At 60.2% G+C, this 21,673-nt stretch carries 19 protein-coding genes; 11 read left to right on the forward strand and 8 right to left on the reverse strand.

The features are described 5' to 3' along the window. Positions 1-9: 9 nt before the first annotated feature. From BLR85_RS18590 to BLR85_RS18605, 4 genes are all read right to left on the reverse strand, one after another. Complete coding sequence (locus BLR85_RS18590; RefSeq protein WP_093160336.1) at positions 10-1,554, reverse strand: ABC transporter substrate-binding protein; 1,545 nt, start codon at positions 1,552-1,554, stop codon at positions 10-12. Between the two features lie 67 nt (positions 1,555-1,621). Beyond that, positions 1,622-2,404, reverse strand: a complete 783-nt coding sequence (locus BLR85_RS18595; RefSeq protein WP_093160341.1) for an SDR family NAD(P)-dependent oxidoreductase — start codon at positions 2,402-2,404, stop codon at positions 1,622-1,624. 164 nt (positions 2,405-2,568) lie between these two features. Continuing rightward, the gene (locus BLR85_RS18600) at positions 2,569-4,197 is read right to left on the reverse strand and encodes a GMC family oxidoreductase (RefSeq protein WP_093160346.1); all 1,629 of its coding nucleotides are present in this window, start codon (positions 4,195-4,197) and stop codon (positions 2,569-2,571) included. Beyond that, positions 4,197-5,642 carry an aldehyde dehydrogenase family protein gene (locus BLR85_RS18605; RefSeq protein ID WP_093160351.1) on the reverse strand — a complete coding sequence of 482 codons (1,446 nt, stop codon included), beginning with the start codon at positions 5,640-5,642 and terminating at the stop codon, positions 4,197-4,199. The genes BLR85_RS18600 and BLR85_RS18605 overlap by 1 nt, the downstream gene beginning before the upstream one ends. 203 nt (positions 5,643-5,845) lie before the next feature. Here BLR85_RS18605 and BLR85_RS18610 point away from each other — a divergent pair, with 203 nt between their 5' ends. The 6 genes from BLR85_RS18610 (at position 5,846) to BLR85_RS18635 (ending at position 12,472) form a co-directional block, all read left to right on the forward strand. Next, on the forward strand, positions 5,846-6,760 hold the full coding sequence (locus tag BLR85_RS18610; protein ID WP_093160356.1) for a LysR substrate-binding domain-containing protein: 915 nt from the start codon (positions 5,846-5,848) through the stop codon (positions 6,758-6,760). A 69-nt stretch (positions 6,761-6,829) separates the two neighbouring features. After that, a complete protein-coding gene (locus tag BLR85_RS18615) occupies positions 6,830-8,359 on the forward strand; it encodes a M81 family metallopeptidase (RefSeq protein WP_093160361.1) in 1,530 nt (509 codons plus the stop codon). A 198-nt stretch (positions 8,360-8,557) separates the two neighbouring features. Further along, a complete protein-coding gene (locus tag BLR85_RS18620; protein ID WP_093160366.1) occupies positions 8,558-9,580 on the forward strand; it encodes a DctP family TRAP transporter solute-binding subunit in 1,023 nt (340 codons plus the stop codon). A gap of 97 nt (positions 9,581-9,677) precedes the next feature. Continuing rightward, complete coding sequence (locus tag BLR85_RS18625; protein WP_093160371.1) at positions 9,678-10,193, forward strand: TRAP transporter small permease; 516 nt, start codon at positions 9,678-9,680, stop codon at positions 10,191-10,193. Beyond that, positions 10,190-11,461, forward strand: a complete 1,272-nt coding sequence (locus tag BLR85_RS18630) for a TRAP transporter large permease (protein WP_093160376.1) — start codon at positions 10,190-10,192, stop codon at positions 11,459-11,461. The genes BLR85_RS18625 and BLR85_RS18630 overlap by 4 nt, the downstream gene beginning before the upstream one ends. 36 nt (positions 11,462-11,497) lie before the next feature. Beyond that, positions 11,498-12,472 carry an ornithine cyclodeaminase family protein gene (locus BLR85_RS18635; protein ID WP_093160381.1) on the forward strand — a complete coding sequence of 325 codons (975 nt, stop codon included), beginning with the start codon at positions 11,498-11,500 and terminating at the stop codon, positions 12,470-12,472. A gap of 17 nt (positions 12,473-12,489) precedes the next feature. Here the strand turns inward: BLR85_RS18635 and BLR85_RS18640 are convergent, their stop codons facing one another. The 3 genes from BLR85_RS18640 to BLR85_RS18650 are packed head-to-tail and all read right to left on the reverse strand — an operon-like array spanning position 12,490 to position 15,645. Then, positions 12,490-13,659 carry an alanine racemase gene (locus tag BLR85_RS18640; protein ID WP_093160384.1) on the reverse strand — a complete coding sequence of 390 codons (1,170 nt, stop codon included), beginning with the start codon at positions 13,657-13,659 and terminating at the stop codon, positions 12,490-12,492. Positions 13,660-13,676: 17 nt separating this feature from the next. Next, the gene (locus BLR85_RS18645) at positions 13,677-14,477 is read right to left on the reverse strand and encodes an SDR family NAD(P)-dependent oxidoreductase (protein WP_093160388.1); all 801 of its coding nucleotides are present in this window, start codon (positions 14,475-14,477) and stop codon (positions 13,677-13,679) included. Between the two features lie 16 nt (positions 14,478-14,493). Next, entirely contained in the window at positions 14,494-15,645 is a 1,152-nt protein-coding gene (locus BLR85_RS18650) for a hypothetical protein (RefSeq protein WP_093160392.1), read from the reverse strand. 193 nt (positions 15,646-15,838) lie between these two features. Between BLR85_RS18650 and BLR85_RS18655 the strand changes: the two genes are divergently transcribed. The 5 genes from BLR85_RS18655 to BLR85_RS18675 all read left to right on the forward strand — a co-directional run bounded on the left by BLR85_RS18655 (position 15,839) and on the right by BLR85_RS18675 (position 21,097). After that, a complete protein-coding gene (locus BLR85_RS18655; protein WP_093160397.1) occupies positions 15,839-16,714 on the forward strand; it encodes an NAD-dependent epimerase/dehydratase family protein in 876 nt (291 codons plus the stop codon). 230 nt (positions 16,715-16,944) lie between these two features. After that, positions 16,945-18,171, forward strand: coding sequence for an ABC transporter substrate-binding protein (locus tag BLR85_RS18660; protein ID WP_093160402.1), 1,227 nt, complete (start codon positions 16,945-16,947; stop codon positions 18,169-18,171). A gap of 90 nt (positions 18,172-18,261) precedes the next feature. Next, positions 18,262-19,158 (forward strand): carbohydrate ABC transporter permease, encoded by an 897-nt coding sequence (locus BLR85_RS18665; RefSeq protein WP_093160428.1) that lies wholly within the window; start codon positions 18,262-18,264, stop codon positions 19,156-19,158. Position 19,159: 1 nt separating this feature from the next. Further along, positions 19,160-19,990: a carbohydrate ABC transporter permease gene (locus BLR85_RS18670; protein WP_093160406.1), complete on the forward strand. Its 831-nt coding sequence runs from the start codon at positions 19,160-19,162 to the stop codon at positions 19,988-19,990. A 27-nt stretch (positions 19,991-20,017) separates the two neighbouring features. Beyond that, a complete protein-coding gene (locus tag BLR85_RS18675; RefSeq protein WP_093160410.1) occupies positions 20,018-21,097 on the forward strand; it encodes an ABC transporter ATP-binding protein in 1,080 nt (359 codons plus the stop codon). A 324-nt stretch (positions 21,098-21,421) separates the two neighbouring features. Here BLR85_RS18675 and BLR85_RS18680 read toward each other — a convergent pair. Continuing rightward, the coding region (locus BLR85_RS18680; protein WP_212635109.1) for an integrase core domain-containing protein at positions 21,422-21,673 on the reverse strand (252 nt) is incomplete at its 5' end.

Raw genomic sequence — 21,673 nt, forward strand, 5'->3', positions numbered from 1 at the left:
CGCGCAGGATCACTTGGTCACGCCCCAGAAATGCGGCCAGATCAAAGATGTGTCCCACATGTTGCCGAGTTTCGGCGAAGCGATGTCGTAGGAGAAGACATCGCCGACCTTTATCGTCGGTACCTGCTCGTAGATCAGGCTCTGTAATCCGGCCCATGCTTCGCGCCGCACGTCGAGATCCGAGGTGCCGGTGAACTTCTGATCGAGCGCTAGCTTTTCCTCGGTCGCCCACCAGCCGGGGTAGTTGGTGTTGAGCGCGGTCAACAGAACTGGATCGGGGATGTTGCCGTGGTGGGTGACGAACATGTCCCACTGGTCGGGCTGCGCGCGCTTCTTGAGCAGTGTCGCCCAGTCGACCACGACCATCTCGATATTGATGCCGGCATCGGCGAGCTGGCGGGTAAACACGGTCGCCTGGTCGAAATGGGTCTTGTAGTTGGTCGAGACCAGCAGCTTGATCGGCGAACCGTCATAGCCCGCGGCCGCAGCCATTTCCTTGGCCTTCTCGGGGTCGCCGACGGAGTAGGATTCGGTGCCGGCGTCCGTGTACCAGATGTTGCCTTCCGGGAAGAACGAGCCGTTTGCGCTCCACAGAGCCTCTTCGCCGACCGAAACGCGCAGTGCTTCCTCCATGTCGAGCGCAGTCAGGATCGCGCGCCGCAGCGGGTAGTTTTCAGCCAGGGGACCGATCTTGGAATTCATGAACACGAGGCCGAAGATCGGCGCTCCGCTCAGGTGGATCTTGAGCGCCGGATCGTCCTTCAGGATGCCGTAGAGGTCGCCGGAGATGAATTCGGCGTAGTCATAGTCTCCGGCCTGAATGCCGCTCACACGCGTGCCGACATCCGGCACGGGAATGAAACGGATCGTGTCGATCTCGGCCGGGCGCGCGCCGGCATAGCCGTCGGTCGGCGTGGCTAGACCGCTGTAATCATCGAATTTCACTAGCTCGACATGGCGATTGTTGCGCCATTCGCTGAACTTGTAGGGACCTGTGCCCACGTAGTTTTCGGCCGCGATCGGCTCGCCGGCGGCCGCGCTCACGATCTCGGCGGGATAGATGACCGGACCGCCGTTGGGGAAGGCAAGCATGGATTTCCAGGCACCGTTGGGTTGCGCCAGCGTGATAGTGACCTCGAGCGGACCTGTCGCCCCGATCCCGGTGACGTCCTTCATCAGGAGCTTGCCCCGGGCGCCGAATTCTCCCCACCGCTGCAGCGATGCGACCACGTCATCGGCGTCCATGACGTCGCCGTTATGGAACTTCACGCCCTCGCGCAATCCAATGGTGATTGTCAAGCCATCGTCGGAAATGGTCTCGCCGGTGGCTAGGAAAGGTTGCGGCTCGAAGGTCGAGTCGAACGCGTAAAGCATCTCGAACATGTGCTGCCCGATCGTGGTGGCCAGCGTGGCCGTGCCCATCTGCAGATCGAGGCTGGGCGGCTCGCCGATCGTGGCATAGCGAAGTGTTTCGGCCGAGATGCTGCCCGCCGACATCACCGCCGCGAGGGCTAGCACGCTGGTGCGTGCCAGATTGCCAAGTTTCCGTTGCATGTGGTCCTCTCCTGTTGCTTTGGTTATTTTTTTAAACATTTTTAACGACTTGTGATCATTTCCAGCCTCACCAACACGTGTAGCCGCCGTCTATGACCAGCGAGGCGCCGGTCATGTATTTCGCGCGGTCACTGGCGAGGTAGACCGCCAGCGGGCCGATATCCTTCGGATCGCCGAGCTCTCCCATCGGGATGTTCTTGAGGAGGCCGTCGATCACCTCCGGGTGGCTTTTCGACCAGGCCTTGTTCGGCTCCGTCAGGAAAATGCCCGGACAGATCGCGTTGACGGTGATGCGGTGCTGCGCCCAGTCCACCGCGAGGCTGCGGGTCAGTTGCAGCACACCGGCCTTGGCCGTCTCGTAATGGCGTCCGGCAATACCACGGCCGGGGACCATGGCATTGATCGAGGCGATGTTGATGATGCGTCCGCCCGTGCCGCGCGCAATCATCGCGCCGCCGATCACCTTGGCGCAGAGAAAGGTGCTGGTAAGATTGAGATCGACCAGCGATTTCCACTGCTCGAGTTCCATCTCTTCCGTGGGGATGCTCAGGCGACGGCCCCCGACATTGCTGATCAGAATGTCAAATGGCCCGCATGTGTCCAGAGCTTCGTGGCAGATGCTCTCGCAGGCCTGCGGATCGCCGATGTCGGCCTCGATAGTCCAGGCCTTCCGCCCCAGGGCGCGGATGTCCTCCGCCGTCGCCTGCAGGCTGTCCGAAGGACGTGCGACGAGCGCGATATCCGCGCCCGCATCGGCAATCGCAAGCGCCATCTCCCGCCCAAGGCCGCGACTTCCACCGGTGATGAAAAGACGCTTGCCATCCAGGCGGAAACTGTCGGGAAAACTCATTGTCTGGCTCTCATGGCAGGGTACATGACGGTCGGTGTGCAAAGCGGCATTCAAGTTGCCGCTCCACAATCCCGAAGAGCCTAGGCGAAGAATCCGAGGGGCGTGAAATGCCGATGCACTATTTAGATATGCAAAGATAGCATTGGCGCTGGCCTGCCGCGCGGTCAGACGTCCGCAGTTGGCAGGGGTGGACGGCCGAGGGCAAAGTCCGCGGCGCGTTCCCCGATCATCAGCGCGGGAACATTGGTGTTCGCGGCCGGCATGTCGGGGATCACCGAAGTGTCGGCAACGCGTAACCCGGTCAGACCATGAACCTCCAGCCGGTGGTTCACCACGTTGCGGGCATCGCTGTCGGGCCCCATCCGGCAGGTGCCCATTACATGATAGGTCGTGTTGCCGTTTTGCCTGGCGTGTTCAAGAAGTTCGTCGTCGCTCGCAGCATCCAACCCCGGCCAAGCTTCCCTTTCGACATATTGCGCGAAAGGTTCGCTGGCGGCGATGGCGCGCGCCAGGCGCATAGCCGAGACGATGGCGCGCTGGTCTGCATCCGCCACGAGATAGTTGGGCTGGATCTCGGGGGCGTCAAATGGGTCGGCTGACTTCGCCTGGACGTGTCCCCGGCTCTCGGGGCGTTGCTGCCAGCAGGCCATCGTCGCACCGGGAAAACGGTCCAGCCCCGACCAGACACCGCCGGGGTAGCTCGCCGGTGTGAAGGAGACCTGTATGTCACCGCGCGACAGGGCCGGGTCGGATTTGGCGAAACAGTAGAGCAGGGTAGGTGTCAGCGTCAGCACGCCCTTTCGCAGAAATGCGAACTTTGCCACCTCGCGCAGGAGCGGCAGGCCGCGCACCCGCTCGTTGATTGATCGAGCACCCTGGATCCTGAGAACGATCCGCGCAGCGAAGTGGTCCTGCAGATTGGTTCCCACGCCGGGTAACGCGTGCCGGACCGCGATGCCGGACTGTTTCAAATACGTGCCGTCTCCGATGCCGGAAAGCTGCAGGATGTGGGGCGAACCGATAGCCCCCGCCGAGAGGATTACCTCGCGTCTGGCAAGGACTGTTTCTTCGCGGCCGCCTCGCCGATAAGTCACGCCGGTGACCCGGTTGCCGTCGAGGCAAAGTCGCACAACCTGAGAGTCGAGCCGCAGATCCACTTCACCGCGCCGCACCGCGGGGTGCAGAAATACGCGCGCCGGACTCACCCGCCGCCCCTTGTGGATCGATCGCTGGACATAGGCGATGCCTTCCTGGATCGCGGCGTTGTAGTCCTTCGCGCGCTCAATACCCTGACTGGCGGCGGCGTCCATAAAGGCTTCGCAGAGCGGGTCGGGGGCGTCAATGTCGGTGATGGTAAAGGGCCCGGTTCGGCCGCGATACCGCGCGTCGCCGGGGCCGATCCGGCCTTCGAGCCGCTGGAAATACGGCAGGACCTCGGCATAGGTCCAACCCGGGTTGCCCTGTTCTGCCCAGTCGTCGAAGTCTGACCGATGGCCTCGGGTGCAGACATGCCCGTTAATGGCGCCGGTGCCACCGAAAACCTTGCCACGGCTTTGAAGTATGGAGCGTCCGGCAATACCCGATCCGGCCGCTGTCCGGTACATCCAGTCGAGCCGCGGGTTGCCGAGCGCATAGACCACGGCGGCCGGCACGTGGATCGCCGGATGCCAGTCCCGGCCGCCGGCTTCAAGTACGCAGACCGTTCCCTTGCCGGCCTCTGCGAGGCGTCCGGCGACAACGGACCCAGCGCTTCCGGCGCCTATGACCACGTAGTCGAAGCAGTCATGTGCCATCAGAGGCGGATGCCGACATTCTTTGTCTGAACGTAACCCAGCAGCGCTTCCTGGCCCTTCTCCCGGCCATAGCCGGAGCGCTTCATGCCGCCGAACGGAGTCTCGACACCTCCGGCCCACCACTGGTTGACGTAGACCTGCCCGGCGACCAGCCGGTCCGCGACCACGTGGGCGGTCGACAGGTCGCGGGTGTACAGTCCCGCCGCAAGCCCGTAATCGGTTCCGTTGGCGATCTCTATCGCCTCATCGGTCGTGTCGAACGGGATCACCACGACAACTGGTCCAAAGAACTCGTCCTGTGCGATCCGCATGTCGGGGCGGACGTCGGCAAAAACCGTCGGCGTCATGAAATATCCGTCGAGCCCGGCAACGCGGTCACCGCCGGTGGCAAGCGTTGCTCCTTCCTCGACACCGAAGCGGCAGAGTGCGATTACCCGCTCCAACTGCTGCGCCGAGATCAGCGGACCCATCGTGTGCCCCTCGATTCCCGGGCCGACGTCGAGCGCTTTTGCCTTGGCGACAAGGCGAGCGACCACGTCGTCGTACACTGAACGATGAACGATTAGCCGCGAGCCTGCCGAGCAAATTTGCCCGGCATGTTTGAATATCCCCGCGGCGGCGCTCTCGGCGACCTGGTCGAGATCGGCGTCCGGAAACACGATCCCTCCCGATTTACCACCGAGTTCCATGACGCAGGGCACCACCCGCTCGGCGGCCGCGCGCAGCACGCTTTTGCCGGTCTCGACCGAGCCGGTAAAAACGATGTGGTCGATATCGTCATGCGCCACAAGCGCCGCGCCGGCTTCGGAGCCGATCCCGCAGACGATGTTGACGGCACCGGCGGGAACGCCAGCACGTTCACAGGCTTCGGCAAACAGAAACAGGCTGAGCGGGGAGTCTTCCGGCGACTTGAGCACCACCGTGTTGCCGGTAACCAATGCACAGGCGATAGAGCGCGCACCAACCGGAAGCGGCCCGTTCCATGGGACGATCTGGGCCGAGACGCCGTAGGGGGCAAGCACGGTATAGTCTAGCATGCCGTCACCGAGCGGGATCTGCCGGCCTTCGAGCTTGTCTGCCAACCCGCCGTAATAGCGCAGGTAGCGTCGGGTCAACGGTATCTCGCCGTGCCCGTTCTTTAATGTTTTGCCGTTGTCGCGGCATTCTACCAGTGCGATTTCGTCCGCGGCCTTTTCGAGTTCGTCGGCGATACGGAACATCAGCGCGCCGCGTTCGTGCGGCGGCATCAGTTGCAACGCCCGCGAGGCGAAACACGCCCGCGCTGCGGCGACGGCAGCGTCGATATCCTCTGTTGTGCCGCGGGCGACCTCGCAGATTGTCTGGCCCGTTGCCGGGTCCGTAACGGGCAGTCTGCCACCGTTCGAGGCATCTACCCATTTGCCAGCAATGTAATTTTTCCAGTAGGAGCGAATCCCGGTACTCATTTTCCCCTCCGGACGTTTCCTGCGATCCCGCTCAGCGGGATTGGCAAGGACTAAATACCCCCCTCCAGGCAAAAGCGAATGCTGAAATTGGATGCGACAATGCCAACGGTGCATACGCAGTGCAAATCCTTTCAACCTGCCCTGCGTCTGCTAGGCTCCGGGTATGCCCGAAACAAAGAGTATCGCGATCGCGAGGCACCGCTATGGAAGTCAAATGGCTATTGGATTTTCTTTCTCTCGTGGATACGCGGAACTTCTCTCGTTCCGCTGATGACCGGGCAACCACGCAACCGGCGTTCAGCCGCCGTATCAAGGCGCTCGAAGAATGGTTGGGGGCGCCGATGTTTGACAGGAGCAAGCAACCAATCGAGTTGACCGAAGCAGGCCGGAGGTTCAAGCCGGTGGCCGACGAAGTGCTACGAAGGCTCTTTCAAAGCCGAGAAGAGATCCAACGGATTGGTCAGAGGACCGAGAGCACGATAACTTTCGCCGCAACACATAGCCTGTCGCTGGTATTCTTCCCAAACTGGATCCGCGGAGTCGAGAAGGAGCTTGGCCAGCTTCGGACCCGGCTCGACTCCAAACAGATCAGAAATTGCGTGCAGTCGCTTGTTCGGGGCGAATGCAACTTTGCCTTGCTTCCGACCCACACTTCCGTCGAAGTCGAACTCTCCGAGGAAGAATTCATCTCGCTTCCAGTCGGGTTGGACAGGCTGGTTCCTGTTTCGGCCCCCGATGAGACGGGCGCCCCACGCCATGCCCTTCCGGGCACCCAGAAAGCGCCCTTGGACTACCTTTCTTACTTCGGCTCAGCGGTGAGCGGACGCGCGGTGGAAGTTTTGCTCCGGGAAAAGGGGAATGAAATCCATTTGCGGCGGGTGTTCGAAACCCATCTCGCCGGTGTTCTCAAGTCGATGGCGGTCGAGGGCAGGGGGGTGGCATGGCTCCCTCAAAGCGAAGTCGTGACTGAACTGGAGGCAGGCAGTCTGGTCTATGCAGGTGACAATTCGTGGAATATCGCGTCGGAAATCCGCCTGTTTCGCAGCCGCGATCCGTTGCCGAACACAGCGGAAGCGTTCTGGAAATACCTCGATGATGCAGCTTCGGCATCGTCATAGGCCAAGCTTGCATTGGAGGTGGACGAAGCCCGCGCGTAAGTTCGGACAAAACTTTTCAGGGGTCCGAACATGTCTGACATACAGCCGCGCAAAGTTGCCCTTCTGGGGCTGATGCTCGAAAGTAACAGTTTCGCCCCTGTGATAACGGAAGAGGATTATCTTCGGCGCGTCTATCTGGCCGGGGACGAGATCCTTCGCGATCTTGCCAGCTTCGATCCCATGTTGCCTACGGAGTTGTGCGGCTTCTGTCGCGAGATGGACAGCCAGGGCGACTGGCAGCCGGCGCCTGTTTTGGTGGGGCTCGTAGAGGCAGGGGGACCACTTGAACATGGGTTCTACAAGACAACGCTTGCCGAGATGCGCCGCCGTCTGGAGGCCGCGATGCCGCTGGACGCCGTCTATATCTGCAACCATGGGGCGATGATCACGACCGAGATGCTCGACCCGGATGGCGAGATCTTCGCCATGGTGCGAGAGATTGTCGGCCCGGACACGCCTATCGTGGCGACACTGGACCTCCACGGAAATGTGTCGTCGCGGATGGTGGATAGTGTGGACGTGATCGTATCTTACAGGACCAACCCCCATGTCGACATGCTGGAACGTGGCAAGGAAGCCGCCCGAATTCTGCAGGAGCTGTTCTCGGGAATGGAGCCCGAGGTGGCCTTTCTGCGGCTGCCGATCGTGCCGCCGACCGTCACGCAGTTGACCGAAGAAGGTCCTTACGCCGACCTGATCGATTATGGCCAGTCCCTGGTTGGGGAAGGGATTGTGAACATTTCCATTCTCGGCGGGTTCGCCTATAGCGACACTCCCAAGAATGGGTTGGCGATCATCGTGACGGCGCGCGAAAAAGGCGGCACCGCAGACCGCGTCGCCAGAAAGATCGCGCAGCTTGCCTGGGACAGCCATCGACGGTTCATGCCGGTCCTGACGTCGATGGAAACGGCAGTCGAACGTGTTCTGCAAGTTTCACGGGACCCTTCATTGCCTCCGGTTATCCTCGCTGATGTCGCGGATAACCCGGGTGGCGGCGGCAACGGCAACACCATGTGGATCATCGAGGCGCTTCATGCTGCCGGGGCCACGGGCGTGATCGTCGGTGTGATCAACGATCCGAGGTTAGCGGCCGAGGCTGCCGATCTTGGCGAAGGGTCGGTATTTCGAGCCGTTTTCAACCGGGACGAACCCGACCAGTTTTCCCGTCGTTTCGAGGCCGAGGCCAGAGTTGTCAGCATACGCGATGGCGATTGCGTGGGACGCCGAGGGTTCTACGCCGGGCGGCGCATGAATCTCGGGTTGACCGTGCGGCTCGCGCTTGGAGGAATCGATGTGGTCGTGATCTCGATCCGCAACCAATGCGCAGATCCGGTGTTCCTGGAGATGATGGGACTCGACATCGGCGCGGCGCGCGCCGTCGTGGTGAAATCCAGGGGGCATTTCCGAGCCGGGTTCAGCGAGTTCTTTGGGCCGGATCAAGTGATCGAAGTGGATGCGCCGGGGCTGACCTCGCCGATCCTGTCACGGTTCGATTTCAAGAACATGCCTCGTCCGGTGTTTCCGGTCGATTCCGAGGTGGAGTGGTCGGTGCCTGCTTGAAAACGCGGCCCCTTTACCGTTGGCGATAATGCAGGAGAACCGGTGCTGGAGACCGGGTTGCGGAGCTGTGTCCTTGCGCTGCTGCCGTCCTCAAGAGTCCTGCATAACGCAATAGAATATTGGCATTTTATCGCCGTCCAATCGCTCTCTAGATTTTGCGGCAGAACAACAAAGCAACTGGGAGAGAAATAGCCAGCCATGTTCAGCAAAGCCAGATTCAGTATCGCCGCGACTGTTATCGCCGCAGCTTTCACCGCGCTGCCGGCGTCTGCAGAAACGATCAAGTTCGGAATGAACGCGCCTCAGGGCGACAATCCGGAGTGGAATGCCCTGGTGGCATTCAAGAACCACGTCGAATACAAGACCGAGGGCGCGATCGACGTGAAGCTCTTCCCGAGTGCGCAGCTCGGTGCCGAACGGGCCTGTGCCGAACAGGTCCAGCAGGGGACGGTCGAGGTCTGTTTGGTGGACACCGGCGCCTTGGCCGGTTTCTACAATAACATCCAGGTTCTGTCGGTGCCTTACCTGTTCAAGTCCTCGGCGCATGCGTGGAAGGTTTTCGACAGCCCGTTCTTCGACCAACTCGCAGAGAACATGCGCGCCGAGACCGGCATTCGCGTCATGGCATGGGGTGAAAACGGCTTCCGTGATTTCACCAACAACGTGCGACCGATCCGGACTCCCGAGGACCTTTCCGGCCTGAAAATGCGGGTCATGGAAAGCCCGGTATTCATCCGCTTTGTCGAGTCTTTCGGTGCGGCGGCAACGCCGATGCCCGGCTCCGAGATCATCATGGCCGCGAAGCAGGGTGTGATCGACGGGCAGGAGAACCCGGCCCAGGTGAACTATGACTACAACCTCATGGATGTGCAGAAGTACATGTCGACCGATGAGCATATCCTAGGGGTTCACGCCTACATCATCTCGGACAAGTTCTTCGACAAGCTGAGCGACGAGCACAAGGCCGTCGTGCTCGAGGCCGCGTTGCTCGCATCGCGGATTGAGAACACCCAGAAACTGGCCGGGGCGAAAAAGTATATCGACCTGATCAAGGACAAGGGCGTCGAAGTCCACATGACCACCATGGCGGAGAAGGAAGCCTTTGCCGAGGTCTCGCAGGAGCCTGTGCTCGAGTATCTGCGCGAGCAGGTCGGGGCGGATCTGGTTGCGGACCTTCTGGCGACGGCCAAGGAATATGAACCGTCGCTCTATGGAAAGTAGGTTCCTGTAGTCAAACGAGAACGAGGGGCAGGGAGCGTCATGTCTGACGGTCTCTGCCGCTGTTTTCCGAAGTGAATCAAGCAAGGAAGGGGACGTCATGGCTAACCTGCCGCGGAAATTGGTGAACCGGATTTCCGATTCGACTGAGGCTCTGACAGGGCTGCTTCTGTTGGTCGTGGTGGCGCTCAACCTTGCCCAGATCTTTTTTCGCTATGTCGTGGTTGACCCGATCTCGTGGTCGGAAGAGGCGATGCGCTACGCCACGACTTGGATGGTCATGCTCGCGGCAGCGCCAGCCCTTTTGCGACACGAACACATGGCGGTCGATTTTCTGCAGTACGATACTCCGCCGAAGTTGCGCCGAGTTGTCCGCCTCGTTTCGCAGGGTTGCGTTGCCGCGTTCTGCATCCTTCTTATCTGGAAGGGCTTTCCGGGCGCGATCGACAACATGCGACAGGTTTCTCCGGCGATCCGTGTTCCGATGACACTGCCCTATCTCGCCGTGCCAGTGGGCGCCGTGCTGATCTTGATAAACACGGTTGCCATGATGCTTCTTCCCGAAATGTCCACAGAGGACCTTGCGGCCACTTCACCCTCGGAGAAAGCTCAATGATCGCGATGGCTATCGTCTTCGTCGTGACGCTTCTTCTTGGCGTGCCAATCGTGTTTTCGCTGGGGCTGGCCGGGGCAGTTGGTCTTTGGGCGCTGGATTTGGACCTCCTGACGGTTCCGACCAGGCTCTTTACCGGGATGGACAATTTCGTCCTGCTCGCGGCGCCATTCTACATCCTCGCGGGCGAGATCATGAATCGCGGCGGGATTACCGAGCGCCTGATCCGATTGGCGGGACTAATTACCCGTGGCGTGCCGGGCGGAACGGCTTATGCCAATGTATCTTCCTCTGTTCTGTTCGCCGGGATTTCCGGCGCAGCTGTAGCGGATACGGCCGCCTTGGGGCAGGTTTTCATCAATGGGATGCCGAAAGAAGGCTACGACAAGAACTATGCCGCTGCGGTAACGATCGCGTCTTCAATAATCGGTCCGATCATCCCGCCTTCGGTTATCATGATCATCTATGCGTCGGTGACCCGGTTATCGGTGATCGACTTGTTCGTTGCCGGGGTAATTCCAGGGATACTGTTGGCGGCGGCGATGTGGATGGTGATCTATTTTCAGGCACGTGGCGACCGGTTGCCGCGCTCGCAAATCCGTATCGAGCGGCACGAGATCCCCGTCATGATCCGGGATGGCGCCCTGGTGCTCGGCCTGCCGGGGATCATCGTCGGTGGCACGCTCCTGGGGGTATTCACAGCGACCGAGGCTGGCGGCGTTGCGGTTCTTTACGCCTTGGTGGTGTCGGCATTCATCTTTCGAACCATAGACCTGCGGGAATTCTGGGATTCATTGAAACGCGCGGCGCGAATGACCGCGACCATCTACCTGATCATCGCGGCGGCGACGATTGTCTCATATGTGCTGACGATCGGCGGTATCGGGATGGCGGTGCAGGAATTTGCCTCGCAGTTTGCCGGCAGCCCGGTCACTTTCCTGATCGTGCTGTCGGCGGTCCTGCTGGTCGTGGGGACCTTCCTCGAACCCGGTGCCGCGATCGTTCTGATCGTTCCGGTTCTCATGCCAGTGACCAACGCGATGGGAATCGATCCGATGCAGCTCGGCATGGTCATCATTCTGACCCTTACACTCGGCCTTATCACGCCGCCGGTAGGCGTTTGCCTGTTCGTGGCCTGCCGGATCGCCAACAGTCCCGTCCTGCGGATTTTTCGGGCAGTCCTACCGTTCCTGATTGTCGAACTCGTGGTAGTTCTGCTGCTGATCCTGTTCCCGCAACTTTCGGCGTTCCTGCCGGCCATGTTGCGGTGAAGTTCCATCCCTGAATCTCAAGCCCTAGGAAACCCCATGATCGTCATATCTGAAGCTCTCGCCCGAGATTTGGTAACGCTAGCCGATGCCATCGAGGCCGTCGAAACCTGTTTTGCCGGTATGGCGATGGGCACCGCGAGAAATTATCCGGTTGTCCGGGAGGTGCTCGGTCTCCATGACGCCGTGTTTGGCGTGAAAACCGGTTGCGATATCGGCCAGGAGGTGCTCGGACTCAAGGCGGGCGGATACTGGCCGCACAACGCCGCGCGCGGGGAAATGGGAAATCACCAATCCTCGACGCTTCTGTTCGATGCGGGTTCGGGCCGGGCATCGGCGCTTGTCTCCGCAAATTACCTGACAGGAGCGCGAACTGGCGCTTCAAGCGCGATTGCAACCAAGTACCTGGCGCGGAAAGATGCCAGTGTGCTCGGTCTCATAGGCACCGGTGGGCAATCGGAGTATCAGTTGCGCGCGACGATGGAAGTTCGCCAGATCAAGGAGGTCCATGCCTGGGATCCGGTCGTGGCCAACCTGGAGCGGTTTGGCGAACTCTCCCAGAAGCTCGGGTTGGGGTTCACCGGCCATGCCGACCCGCGCGGTGCGGTCGCCCCGGCCGATATCGTGATCACCGTCACGCCCTCCCAAGCGGCGATCGTCGAAAAGGCTTGGGTGCGGCCTGGCACGCATGTGTCGGCAATGGGTGCCGACACGAAAGGAAAGCAGGAACTCGCCCCGGATCTCGTTGCCGGCGCCTCGCTCTTTTACGACGAACTGGAACAGGTGCAGTCAATCGGCGAATTCCAGCACGCCTTTGCGCAAGGGCTGATCAAGGCTGATGATCTCAGGGCGAGCATCGGTGAGGTCGTGGCGGGCATGCACCCCGGGCGGAAGACCGACGACGAGATCACTATTTTCGACGGGACAGGGGTGGCGTTACAGGATCTCGTGGTTGCCAATCTCGCGGTGAACAAGGCGCGGGCCGCCGGGCGTGGCAACACCGTTGAGTACTGATCGGTCCGGGTCAGCGGTCACCAGCCGCTGATCCGTTTCCACTCTTCGACCACCTCGATCCCGTCGCTTTCCTCGCTGTCGACGACGAAATAGCGAGGATACATTGACGCCGTCATGCAGACATGGTTGGGGTATATCCTGAGCCGGCTTCCGATGGTGAAATCGTCCAGCGCGTGTGGCAAAGCGACCGGAATGAGACCGTGCTCTTGGTACACCCGCGCAATCGTGAGTTGCGGCGAATACACTGAACCGTCGATATCAGCGGCGAGGCCGAAGCCAACATCGTTACTGACATTTTCGGTGCTGCGGTCCTTGGACATCGCCAGGGCGCCGGCATCGACTGTCATGTGCCTTAGGTCCGCACGATGGCCGGTGACTTCGGTCAGTACCGAAACGGCGAGGTCCTCGAGATCACAAGTGAGGATCTGCGCCTGGAAAACGTCTCCGAACATGAACACACCGGCCCGGGTTTCGGTGACGCCTTCCAGATGGCGGGCGTGCAGTGCCGTGGGGGATGAGCCGACACTGACGGTGGGGCAGGGAATTCCGGTCGCGCGGATTCGTTCGGCTGCCGTAACCACGGCAAGACGTTCCGCTTCGGCCACCGCTTCGATCTCCTTCAACGACCGGCAGCCGTAAGAATGCCCCGCATGGGTCATGACGCCATCGAAAACGACATTCTCGTCCCCGGCCAGTGTCCTGGCGATTTCCAGCACAAGAGGGGAGTCGGGCTCAACGCCAGAACGCCGTTCGCCGCAGTCGATTTCGATCTGAACATGAAAGACTGCATTGGCTTCGGTTGCGTGGCGGCAAATCGCCTGCGCCGTCCCGAGATCGTCCGTGATCAGCGTGACGCGGGCGCCTTCCCGTTGAATTGCAGCGACGCGGTCCAGCTTGTCGGGGGTGATCCCGACTGCGTACTGGATGTCCCGGATCCCGTTGCTTGCGAAATACTCCGCCTCCAACAGGGTGGACACGGCAATTCCCGGGCTGTCCGGCCCATCGAAGAGCCGGGCCACCTCGATCGATTTTGCCGTCTTTAGATGCGGGCGCAGTTTGACACCGGTGCGGGCACAGGCGGCCTTCATACGGGCGATGTTCCTGCGTAGCTTTGCGCGATCGAGCACAAGGCAGGGCGTCGGCAGGGTGAGGAGGGTCTTCCGGTTTGGCACGTTCGGTTCTTTCATTCTTGCGGACCCGTAGGTCAATCCTTCGACTCGAGTATGAACTCGTCGATCATCACGTTCATGCCTGCCATCAGCCCGCCATCGACCGGCAGCATCGCGCCCGTGATGTAGCTTGCATCTTCCGACGCCAGGAATGAGACGGCCTTGGCGATGTCCTCCGGTTCGGCCACCCGCCCCATCGGGTACCAGCGCGCCAGCTTGTTGAAGACGTCGGGATCTTTCCGGATGCGGATCTCCCAGGACGTGTTGTTGGTCCGAACCGAGCCGGGCAGGACCGCGTTGCAGCGAATGCCGTACTTGCCGAATTCCGAAGCCGTGGACTGCGTGAGATTGATGATCCCCGCTTTTGCAGCGCTGTAGGCGGGATTGCCGAAATAGCGCATACCGTTGACGGAGGCGATATTGACGATGACCCCTGCGCGGCGATCGATCATGCCAGGAAGGACCGCGCGAATGCAGTGATACGGGCCGTGAAGGTTGACATCTATCTCGCGGTGCCAGGAATCCAGCGCGATCGTTTCGATATCGCCGGCATCGGTGAAACCTGCATTGTTCACCAGCAGGTCGATAGGGCCAAGCGTCGTTTCGGTATCGGCAATCGCGCGGTCGACTGCGGCGAAATCGGTGATATCGGCCTTCCGAAAGATTGCGGTACCGCCCCCATCGACGAGGCGCGCTGCGGTCGCCTCGGCCCGCTCGATGTCAATGTCCAGGATGCAGACAGCGGCTCCATCCTGCACCAGGCGCTCCGTGATTGCCTCGCCGATGCCCTGGCTGCCGCCGGTTACAATGGCCACAGGTTTGCTTGAAGTCGTCATTGAAGGTCCTTTCTTCTCAGGATGCGGTCAATGCGGCTGCAATCCAGTCAAGGGATTCGAGGCGCATGTGTCCGTAATTGTAGAATGAAATGGAGGTTGGCCGGAGCGCACGAAGGGCTTCGACCGCTCTGGTGACATCCTCGGCGCCGGCTAAGTTCGGGTAAGTCGGGCGGAGGATGAAACCCAGAGCGGCGTCGTTCCCGGCGGCCCGAGCCGCCCGGGTGGCATCGGAGGAAATGGCGGCGACGCCATTCTGATATGCCGGAATTTCGATCCTGTCCGCGGCGCTGGCCAGGCCGGCAAGGTCACTGCCTTCGATCCAACACAGATCGTTCGGGCTTTGCGTGGTCGGAATGATCGCCAGCGTGGCGTCGAAGGGCATTTCCGCCCGGATCTCGCTGGCCATGCTGGTCACGGTTTCGGCGCGCAGATGGAAATAGGCGACCCAGTCCGGATCCGTCTTCGGGTCCGTCACCGGTGCGGCTCCAGAGTGAAAATAGTCTTCGAGGTCGGTTCGGGCCGCGCGCTTGAGCCCGTCACCGTCTATCCCCGCGGCGCTCGCACGCGACAGGCAGGCAGTGCAGAAACAGGTGCCAAGCATGATCTGGACCACGTCGGGAAGTTCGATCAGCTCGAACTCGTGGTGGTGCCCGTGCCGGAACGCTTGCCATCCCGGCGCTTCCAGGGCGACTTCACGCACGCCCGGCTGGCTGGCCGCGTCGGCGCAGAGCGCCTTGGCGAAATGGCGCACCTCGGGCTGCGAGGGGCAGAGAGAATTGATCAGCCGGTCCCCGAAGGCCGTTTCGACCGCCAGGTCCGGATGGGCTGCTCCGAGGCGCGAATTGTGCAGGCCGACCGTCCAGGCGGTAACGCCGAGATCCGGCGCATGTCGGGAAAGCTCCGAAAGGGCATCGTATTCGCGTGCCATTCTCGCCTGTTGCGGGGCCAGAACGCGGTAACGGTTAGCCGATGGTCGGAAATAGACGGTGCCGTCCTCGGGAAAATATACTTTTCCCTGCGGCCCGTGGGGCCGGAGAAATTTGCCGGCATGGTAGCTTGTCGCGACCGAGACGGAATCGATCGATGCGTCCCGCAGTCTGGCCGCAACCTCGCAGACGCCTTCGTCGCGCAGGTCCCACGGATAGACATACATCGAATGGGTGGGCATCAGGCAGTCTCCGTTTCGGCTTCGGGATTTCGTTGAAACCTAGGAGAGTTGTCCCTTCGGCACCAATGCATAGAGAACATCGGGAAATTCGGAATCGGCATTCGAAATCCCGGGCATTGCGGCGCTAAATTCATTTCCGACAGGTCCGGAGCCGCGGCGTCGCGTCCTTCCGGCCGACATACAGGAGGTTCAGATGAAAAACGTCGTCGTCACGGGCGGAAGCGGCAAGGCGGGCCGGGCAGTGTGCCGGCACCTTGTCGAGGAGGGATACAATGTTCTGAACATTGATATCGTGCCCTCGCCGGACCCGGTTTGTCCGTTCTACCGCGTCGACCTCACGGATCGGGGGCAGGTTATTGATGCATTGCAATGGACCGGCGGTAAGGACCACCCGTTCCGCAGCTTTGGCACCCCCGATGGGATCGTCCACCTTGCGGCGATCCCCGCGCCGGACCTGCAACCCGAAGAAGTGACATTCCGCAACAACATCGTCTCGACCTACGTCGTGTTCGATGCGGCGCTTCGAACCGGCATCAAACGCATTGTCTGGGCCTCGAGCGAGACGACGCTCGGCTTGCCGTTCAGCCCTGACAATCCACCGGCCTACGCGCCGGTTGACGAGGATCACCCGATGCGGCCCGAAAGCGCCTATTCCCTGTCCAAGGATCTCGGGGAAGAGATGGCGCGGCAGATGCACCGCTGGAACCCGGATACGACTTTCATCGGGTTGCGGTTGTCCAACGTGATGGAACCGCAGGATTATGACCGGTTCCCTGACTGGCAGGATACGCCGAGATTCCGCGAGTGGAATCTGTGGGGCTACATCGACGCCCGAGATTGTGCGCAGGCTGTGCGCAAATCCCTGCATGTCGACTTCGTGGGCGCTGATCACTTCATCATCGCAAATGCAGACACTGTGATGGAAAAGAGCAGTGCGGAGCTTTTGAAGGAAGTGTTCCCGGAGGTCCCGGTTAAGGGCGAACTGGGCCGGAATGAGACCCTTCTTTCGATTGATAAGGCGCGCCGGGTTCTGGGCTACGAGCCCGAGTTTTCCTGGCGGAAATCCTGAGAAAACTCTGCGCCTTCTCTACCTGTCCACTACGCACGCACAGGGCCCGCCGGTTTTTTCAACCGGCGGGCCATTTCTGTTTTCGTCGCTGCAAGGCGTGATGCCGGAGCCACATGGCATGATGCCATAATTCTATTTTTATCGAACGGAAATTCGCCGCAGACTTGGTCTCGTCAGAAATAACCGGCGACGAACGTCGGCAGACGCGAATACGACAGAGGAGTAAAGACATGATCCGCGCAAAGAAACCTGTTCTTGCGACATCACTGCTGGTGCTTTCGGCGTTTGCCGGCCCGGCCCTTGCAAAAACAACGGTGGATTTCACTGTTGCCGAATACAGCTCGAAGACCGGTCCCTACTTCGAAGAGGTGGCCGCAGCTTTCGAGGCAGAGAATCCCGATATCGACATCAATATCGAGGTCGTGCCGTGGGATACGCTGTTGCAGCGCCTGACCACCGACATCACCGGTGGTACCGCGCCGGATATCTCGATCATCGGTACCCGCTGGCTGCTCGACTTCGCCGAGCAGGGCATCGCCGAACCGGTCGACGAGTACCTTACACCGGAATTCAAGGACACGTTCATCGATACGTTCATGGCGCCTTCCGTGATCGACGGAAAGATCATGGGCCTGCCGGTCGCAGCGTCCGCCCGTGCCATGATCATCAACGCCGATCTTTACGAGAAGGCGGGCGTGTCGCCGCCGACGACCTGGGACGAGCTTTATGAAGCCTCCAAGAAGATCTCCGAACTGCCCGATACTTACGGCCTGGGCCTGCAGGGAAAAGAGATCGAGACGGACGCCTATTTCTACTACGCACTCTGGACTCATGGGGGCGATATCCTGACCGAAGACGGCATGTCGGGGTTGGATTCTCCTGAAGCGATCGAGGCCGCGACGCTCTACAAGAAGATGCTCGACGAAGGGCTGACTCAGCCGTCACCGACCAACTACAGCCGCGAGGACGTGTTCAACCTTTTCAAGCAGGGAACGCTTGGCACGATCTTTACCTTCCCCATGCTGATCCCGCAGTTGCAGGCCGAGGCACCGGACATGAACTACCAGGTTCTGCCGTTCCCGGAAAAGGCTTCCAAGGCAACCTACGGGGTCACCGATACGCTGATGTTGTTCTCGGACTCCGACGTAAAGGAAGAGGCTTGGAAGTTCATCGAGTTCGCCTATGGTGACGAATGGCGTTCCAAGTTCGACCGCGGTGAAGGTTTCCTGCCGGTGACCAAGAACGTTGCTGCCGAGGAGTATTTCACCGCCGACAAGGACGTCGCCGGATTTGCAGCGGGTCTGCCTTACGCAAAATTCGCGCCGACCATCGCCAACTGGGAGGAGATTGCCGATACAACAGTGCGCGCGCTTCAGCAGATCTATCTCGGGCAGGAAACGCCGGAAGCTGCTCTTACTGCGGCGGCGGCAGAGATCAACAAGATCCGCGGCAAGTAAGCCTCTTGTCAAATTACGCAAGGGCGGCGTGCTGCCGCCCTTGAATGTATGCCGGCTCTGCCGGCACCCAACGTCCACGACGGTTCGGAAATGACATCTTTCAGCGGCCTGAAACCTCTAGCGATGATCTTGCCGGGATTGTTTCTCGCCATGTTCATTATTGGCTATCCGGTAGCCGATCTCGCGTACACTTCGCTCCAGGAGGTAAGCCGCTTCGGCAAACTCCAGGGATTTGCCGGGTTCGCGAACTTCGCAGAGGTGTTCTCCGATCCGCTGTTTTGGTCGTCGCTCTATCGAACCGCCATTTGGACAGTTTGTGTGGTCGCCGGCACGCTGCTGCTCTCGTTGCCGATCGCGATCATGCTCAACGAGGATTTCTATGGGCGGGGGCTCGCTCGGGTGATCATCATGCTGCCCTGGGCCATCTCGCTCACCATGACGGCGGTGGTCTGGCGCTGGACGCTGAACGGGCGCTCCGGGTTGCTAAACGCGACGCTGATGGATGTCGGAATAATAGCCGAGCCGATCGAATGGCTGGCGGAGGCTCAACTCGCCTTCACTGTCGAGATCCTCGTGGGCATCCTCGTCTCGATCCCCTTTACCACGACGATCTTTCTTGGCGGTCTCTCTTCGATGCCGCAGGAATCCTACGAAGCTTCGATGGTAGATGGCGCAACGAGATGGGACCAGTTCATCCACATAACGCTGCCGCTAATGAAGCCCTTCATCAACATCGCGATCGTACTAAACGTAATCTACGTGTTCAATTCGTTGCCGATCATCTGGGTGATGACCGAGGGCGGACCGGCCAATGGCACCGACATCCTGGTGACCTATCTCTACAAGCTGGCGTTCCGCTTCGGTCAACTCGGCAAGGCCGCGGCGATCTCTTTGATCATGTTCGGTGTTCTGCTGGCTTTCACGATCCTCTACGTGATGTTGGTTTCGCGCGGTGACAGGCAACCGGAAGAAGTGGAGGAGGGATGACATGCAGTCGAAACTGATACGGTCGATTGTTTACTGGGTCATCCTGTCGCCACTTGTGGTGGTGATCCTGTTCCCCTTTGGCGTGATGTTCGTCACCGCCGTGCGTCCGCGCGACGAATTGTTTGTTTTTCCCCCGACGTGGTGGTTCAGCGAATTCCGTTGGGGGAATTTCGCCGAGATGTGGGTGAAAACGAGTTTTGGGCAAGCATTGCTCAACAGCGTCTACGTCAGCGTAATGTCGACATTGCTCGCGCTGGCCCTCAGCATCCCTGCGGCCTATGCGCTGTCGCGTTACCGGTTTCCTGGTAAGGGGGCTTACCGCACTTTCCTGCTGATGACGCAGATGATGTCACCGATCGTGCTGGTGCTGGGGCTGTTCCGGCTGATGGTGGCGTTGGGCATGGTCAACAACCTCAATTCCTTGGTATTGACCTACGCGGCATTCAACATGGCCTTCACGATCTGGATGCTTCAGAGCTACTTCAATACCATCCCGCGTGATCTCGAAGAGGCCGCCTGGATCGACGGGGCCACCCACTTCTCGAGCCTGATACGCATTTTTCTGCCACTCGCGGTTCCCGCGATGGCAGTGACCGGGATCTTCAGCTTCATCAATGCTTGGAATGAATTCGTGCTGGCCCTGACGATGATCCGTTCCTCGGACGATTTCACCCTTCCGGTGCAGATCTATTCGCAGGTCGCCGGACGCTATCAGGTGGAATGGCATCACGTCATGGCCGGAACGGTGCTCGCGACGGTGCCTGTCGCGATCGTTTTCTCGTGGCTTCAAAAATACCTAATCCGGGGCATGGCGCTCGGCGCCGTGAAATAGGCCGGATACGAACAGGAAGGTCGGGCAATGGCTTCTGTAACAATTCGCAATGTCGAGAAGGTTTTCGGCTCCATCAAGGTCATCCACGGTGTCGACATCGAGGTGGCGGAGCACGAGTTCGTCGTGCTCGTCGGTCCGTCTGGCTGCGGCAAGTCCACGTTGCTCAGAATGATCGCCGGGCTCGAGACGATCAGCAGTGGCGATATCATGATCGGCGAGCGCGTGGTAAACAAAGTGCCAGCGCGCGACCGGGACATCGCGATGGTGTTCCAGAACTATGCGCTCTACCCGCACATGAACATCTTCGACAACATGGGCTTCAGCCTGAAACTGCGCAAACGCCCGAAATCCGAGATCGATAGAAAGGTGATGGAGGCAGCCGAGACCCTCAATCTTCGGCCCTACCTTCAACGTTCTCCCGCACAACTCTCGGGCGGCCAACGCCAACGTGTGGCCATGGGACGGGCGCTGGTGCGAGATGCGCAAGTGTTTCTTTTCGACGAGCCTCTGTCCAACCTCGACGCCAAACTTCGAGTGACGATGAGAACCGAAATCAAGGCGCTCCACCAACGCCTCAAGACGACCTCTGTTTACGTGACGCATGATCAAATTGAGGCGATGACGATGGCGGATCGGATTGTCGTCATGCGGGACGGTCGGGTTGAGCAGGTGGGCGCCCCGCTGGAACTCTACGACCGACCCGGAAACCTCTTCGTGGCCGATTTTCTCGGCTCGCCCTCGATGAACTTTATCGAAGGAAATGCCCGCCGAAGTGATGGGGCCGCCTTGCTGGAGACCGCCAATGGTAGCCAAATTCCGTTGCCAGAGAATGCCCCCGTCGTGGATGGCCAACCGGTCGTCCTCGGGCTTCGCCCCGAACACCTTTCCCTCACCGATCCGGAGGAAGGTTTCGCGGCGACCGTGAAGGTAGTGGAGCCGACCGGCGCGAATGTCGAGGTGTTCTTCGATTTTGCCGGCCAGGAGGTCTGTGCCGTGTTTAACGAACGATACCCCTTGGTGGCGGGCCAGAAAATGGCGATTTCCTGGTTGCCTGACAAGGTTCACCTGTTCGATGGGGTAAGCGGACAACGGCTAGAGTCTGAATAGCTGCAGCATTGACCGCCGGACTGATGAAGCCGCGTGCAGGGTCCTAACTGGACTTGCCCCGAAAAAGTGGAGAGCACCCTGACTGGAAGGTGACGCGAGCCGGACTAGCGAGGCTTGGAGCCTTCTTGCGGTCGAGGTCGCCAAACTCTGGCATCATAGTCAGGATCGCGGCAGAGGAGACCCCGGAAATGCCGCCAAGGTATTGTCCGAGCGAATCCAGTTGAGTGGTGCAGGGTGGTCACCAAACATTGTCCGTCGTCAGAGTTTTCCAGAGAGGGTGAGGCGATTTCGTAACGAGGGCTCCGGTTTGCTTTCTGTTTGAGGTTATGCGGCAGCGCTGTCGTGCTGCAAGCGGCGTTTCCGGATGGTCTGTTTCTTGATCTCCTCTCTCATGGACAGGATCTGAGCGCCCCTGCCGAAGTAGACGTCAGCGGGTGTCAGGTTGCCCAGGCTCTCGTGGTATCGGTGGTTGTTGTAGTGCTCAACGAAGGCTTCGATCTGCCGTTCGAGATCTCCGGGCATGTAGTAGTTTTCCAGCAGAACTCGGTTCTTCATGGTCTGGTGCCAGCGCTCGAT

Origin of the sequence: Aliiruegeria lutimaris (assembly GCF_900099935.1) — a bacterium.
Lineage (GTDB): Bacteria > Pseudomonadota > Alphaproteobacteria > Rhodobacterales > Rhodobacteraceae > Tropicimonas > Tropicimonas lutimaris.

Bases quoted from the DNA above. Each gene is read 5' to 3' on its own strand.
- BLR85_RS18635 (WP_093160381.1), top strand. From the start codon at position 11,498: ATGATCGTCATATCTGAAGCTCTCGCCCGAGATTTGGTAACGCTAGCC.
- BLR85_RS18620 (WP_093160366.1), top strand. From the start codon at position 8,558: ATGTTCAGCAAAGCCAGATTCAGTATCGCCGCGACTGTTATCGCCGCA.
- BLR85_RS18650 (WP_093160392.1), bottom strand. From the start codon at position 15,645: ATGCCCACCCATTCGATGTATGTCTATCCGTGGGACCTGCGCGACGAA.
- BLR85_RS18645 (WP_093160388.1), bottom strand. From the start codon at position 14,477: ATGACGACTTCAAGCAAACCTGTGGCCATTGTAACCGGCGGCAGCCAG.
- BLR85_RS18670 (WP_093160406.1), top strand. From the start codon at position 19,160: ATGCAGTCGAAACTGATACGGTCGATTGTTTACTGGGTCATCCTGTCG.
- BLR85_RS18595 (WP_093160341.1), bottom strand. From the start codon at position 2,404: ATGAGTTTTCCCGACAGTTTCCGCCTGGATGGCAAGCGTCTTTTCATC.
- BLR85_RS18655 (WP_093160397.1), top strand. From the start codon at position 15,839: ATGAAAAACGTCGTCGTCACGGGCGGAAGCGGCAAGGCGGGCCGGGCA.
- BLR85_RS18675 (WP_093160410.1), top strand. From the start codon at position 20,018: ATGGCTTCTGTAACAATTCGCAATGTCGAGAAGGTTTTCGGCTCCATC.
- BLR85_RS18630 (WP_093160376.1), top strand. From the start codon at position 10,190: ATGATCGCGATGGCTATCGTCTTCGTCGTGACGCTTCTTCTTGGCGTG.
- BLR85_RS18605 (WP_093160351.1), bottom strand. From the start codon at position 5,642: ATGAGTACCGGGATTCGCTCCTACTGGAAAAATTACATTGCTGGCAAA.
- BLR85_RS18610 (WP_093160356.1), top strand. From the start codon at position 5,846: ATGGAAGTCAAATGGCTATTGGATTTTCTTTCTCTCGTGGATACGCGG.
- BLR85_RS18660 (WP_093160402.1), top strand. From the start codon at position 16,945: ATGATCCGCGCAAAGAAACCTGTTCTTGCGACATCACTGCTGGTGCTT.
- BLR85_RS18640 (WP_093160384.1), bottom strand. From the start codon at position 13,659: ATGAAAGAACCGAACGTGCCAAACCGGAAGACCCTCCTCACCCTGCCG.
- BLR85_RS18625 (WP_093160371.1), top strand. From the start codon at position 9,678: ATGGCTAACCTGCCGCGGAAATTGGTGAACCGGATTTCCGATTCGACT.
- BLR85_RS18615 (WP_093160361.1), top strand. From the start codon at position 6,830: ATGTCTGACATACAGCCGCGCAAAGTTGCCCTTCTGGGGCTGATGCTC.
- BLR85_RS18665 (WP_093160428.1), top strand. From the start codon at position 18,262: ATGACATCTTTCAGCGGCCTGAAACCTCTAGCGATGATCTTGCCGGGA.
- BLR85_RS18600 (WP_093160346.1), bottom strand. From the start codon at position 4,197: ATGGCACATGACTGCTTCGACTACGTGGTCATAGGCGCCGGAAGCGCT.
- BLR85_RS18590 (WP_093160336.1), bottom strand. From the start codon at position 1,554: ATGCAACGGAAACTTGGCAATCTGGCACGCACCAGCGTGCTAGCCCTC.